The following is a 3264-nucleotide window of genomic DNA, read 5'->3' as shown; positions in this document are numbered from 1 at the left end:
ATCATGATCGGCACGATCGCCAAGCCGTCGAGGCCGTCGGTCAGGTTCACCGCGTTGCCGGCGCCGACGATGACGAAGCAGGAGAACGGCACGAAGAACCAGCCGAGGTTGATGATAAATTCCTTGGCGAAGGGAAAGGTCAGCGACGAGGAGAACGGCGCCTGACCGTTATGCATGATCACCCAGGCGGCGATGCCGGCGATGACGAATTCGATCGCCAGCCGCGCCTTGCCGGAAAAGCCGAGATGCGACTGTTTGGTCACCTTCAGATAGTCGTCGTAGAAGCCGATCGAGCCGAAGCCGATGGTCACCAGCAGCACCACCCAGACATAGATACTGGAGAGGTTCGCCCACAGCAGCGACGAGCCGATGATGCCGGAAAGGATCATCAGCCCGCCCATGGTCGGCGTGCCAGCCTTCTTGAAATGTGTCTGCGGGCCATCGGCGCGGATCGGCTGACCCTTGCCTTGCCGCAGCCTCAGCGAATTGATGATGGTCGGCCCGAATATGAAGACGATCAGCGCCGAAGTGATCAACGCCCCGCCGGTACGGAAGGTGATGTAGCGGAAGACGTTGAAGACAGAGATCTTGTCCGCAAAATCGACGAGCAATGTGAACATGAAATTCCGTCCCCCGGACCTGACCCCTAGGTCTGTTCAATGGTTGCGGCTTGCGCCGGAAATTTGCCGAGCAACGCCTCGACCAGCTTTGAAAATCCAATGCCTTTCGACGACTTGACCATGACCACGTCGCCAGGCCGCACCGCCGACAGCAACAGCGGCTTCAACTCCTCGGCACCGGCGCGGTACTCGGTATTGACGTCGCTGGGCAGTATTTCGGCGAGCGCCCGCATTTCGGGGCCGCCGAGAAAGACGGTTTGCGTGCCCGTGCCGATAATCAGCTCGGCAAGCGCTGCATGCAGCTTCGCCGAATGGCTGCCGAGCTCCAGCATGTCGCCGAGCACCGCGATGCGCCTGCCCTCGCCCGACACCGGCGTGGCGTTGAGCAGCGCCATGGCCGCCGCCATCGACGCCGGATTGGCGTTGTAGCTCTCGTCGATCAGTGTGATCGGCCCCTTTGGATGGCGCAGTATGTGGCGTTTGCCGCGGCCGCGCTCGGCCGAGAGGTCGGCCAGCGCCGAGGCCACCTTGCCGAGATCGGCGCCGACCAGCTGCGCCGCGCCCAGCACGGCCAGCACATTCTGCACCATGTGGCGGCCGGGCGCGCCCACGCGGGCAAGGATCTCCCGACCGTCGATCTTGACGGCGATAACGGAATGGTCGGCGTTGAGCTCACATTTCACCAGCCGGAAGGTCGAGCGGGCATTTTCGCCAAAACTGTAGACATGCTCGACACCGGCAGCCTTTGCCATCTTGTCGAGCAGCTTCCAGCGGGAATCGTCACGGTTGAGCAGCGCCGCCCCATCCGGCTCCAGCCCTTCGAATATCTCGGCCTTGGCCTGGGCAATCTCGTCGAGGTTGCGGAAGAAGCCGAGATGCGCGGCCGCAATCAGCGTGACGATGGCAACATGCGGCCGGACCATCTTGACCAGCGGCCGGACCTCGCCCGGATGGTTCATGCCGATCTCGAACACGGCATAGTCGCAACTCTCGGGCATCCGTGCCAGTGTCAGCGGCACGCCCCAGTGGTTGTTGAACGATTGCGCCGAGGCGTGCACGGTGCCGACCGCCGACAGCACGTGGCGCAGCGCCTCCTTGGTGGTCGTCTTGCCGGCCGAGCCGGTCACCGCGATGATCCTGGCCCCAGAGCGGGCGCGCGCGGCGACGCCCAGTCTTTCCAGCGCCACCAGCACGTCCTGCACGACGATCATCGGTGCCGTCAGCCGCCCCAGCGACGGCAGCTTGCCTTCGGCGACCACCAGCACGCCGGCCCCGGCCTTGACGGCCGCGGTCGCGAAATCATGGCCGTCCATCGTCTCGCCCTTGATCGCGAAGAAGGCATCCCCGGGTTGCAGGCTGCGGCTGTCGATCGAAATGCCCGATATGCCTTGCGGCATGACGCCGATCGGCCGTCCGCCCATCGCGTCGACCAGCGCCTCGGAGGTCCAGAGCAGGCTCATGCCGCGCGCTCCCTGAGCGCCGCGCGGACTTCCTCATGGTCGGAGAAATGGAACGTTTCGCTGCCGATCGTCTGGCCTTCCTCGTGCCCCTTGCCAGCCACGATCAGCGTGTCGCCGGCATGGAGCATGGCCACCGCCTCGTGGATCGCCCTGCGCCGGTCGCCGATCTCGATGGCGCCGGGTGCGGCCGCTAGGATCGCGGCGCGGATCGTTTCCGGCACTTCCGAGCGCGGATTGTCGTCGGTGACGATGACGACGTCGGCGAGCTGCGTCGCAATCTCGCCCATGATCGGCCGCTTGCCGCGATCGCGATCGCCGCCGCAGCCGAAGACGACGATGACCCGGCCGGTCGTAAACGGCCGCACCGAGGCCAGCACGTTTTCCAGCGCATCCGGCTTGTGGGCATAGTCGACATAGACTGGCGCGCCGTTGGCCGTGGTGCCGACGAGGTCGAGCCGTCCCGGAGCGCCCTTCAGTTTTTCCAATGCCATCAAAGCCTTGGCGACCGGCGTTCCAGTGGAAATGGCAAGTCCCGCCGAAACCAGCGCGTTGGCGATCTGGAAATCGCCGGCCAGCGGCAGGTCGATTTCGTGGAGCACGCCATCGACCTCGACCTCGGCCCGCTGGCGATGTCGCTCGTGCTCGACCCGCTTCAGCCTGAGGAAGTCGCCATGCCGACCGACGGTCAACACGTTGAGCCCTGCCGCCTTTGCCGCACGCACCGTCGAATCTGACCACGGATCGTCGGCGAAGATGACGGCGGGCGCACCCTCGGGCAGCAGCGTGTCGAACAGGCGCAGTTTGGCGCGATGATAGTCCTCGACCGTCGGATGGTAGTCCATATGGTCGCGGCCGAGATTGGTGAAGCCGCCAGCGGCAAGCCTGACGCCGTCGAGCCGGCGCTGGTCGAGGCCGTGGCTGGAGGCCTCCATCGACGCATGGGTGACGCCGGCGTCGGCCAGTTCCTTGAGCAGGAGGTGCAGCGCCACCGGATCCGGTGTCGTCAGCGAGCCGTAGTCGTTGCGGCCGGGCGCGACCACACCGGTGGTGCCGATCGAGGCGGCGGCAAAGCCCGCCTGCTCCCAGATCTGGCGGGTAAAGGCGGCGACCGAAGTCTTGCCGCTGGGTCCGGTCACCGCGACCATCGTCTCCGGCTGCCGGCCGAAGAAGCGGGCGGCACTCAG

The 3264-nt window shown here is 65.5% G+C and carries 2 protein-coding genes and 1 pseudogene; all 3 read right to left on the bottom strand.

The window, feature by feature from the left end; genetic code table 11:
• A pseudogene (gene mraY, locus EN745_RS32330) lies at positions 1-620 on the bottom strand (phospho-N-acetylmuramoyl-pentapeptide-transferase); the annotation flags it as partial.
• A gap of 26 nt (positions 621-646) precedes the next feature.
• The gene (locus EN745_RS32325) at positions 647-2080 is read right to left on the bottom strand and encodes a UDP-N-acetylmuramoylalanyl-D-glutamyl-2,6-diaminopimelate--D-alanyl-D-alanine ligase (protein WP_127423125.1); all 1434 of its coding nucleotides are present in this window, start codon (positions 2078-2080) and stop codon (positions 647-649) included.
• The coding region (locus EN745_RS32320) for a UDP-N-acetylmuramoyl-L-alanyl-D-glutamate--2,6-diaminopimelate ligase (RefSeq protein WP_127423124.1) at positions 2077-3264 on the bottom strand (1188 nt) is incomplete at its 5' end. The genes EN745_RS32325 and EN745_RS32320, both read right to left, overlap by 4 nt.

It is taken from the genome of Mesorhizobium sp. M4A.F.Ca.ET.022.05.2.1 (assembly GCF_003998845.1).
Taxonomy (GTDB): Bacteria; Pseudomonadota; Alphaproteobacteria; order Rhizobiales; family Rhizobiaceae; genus Mesorhizobium.
Note: the sequence above shows the minus strand (reverse complement) of the source record. Positions and strands in the feature narration are given on the sequence as shown.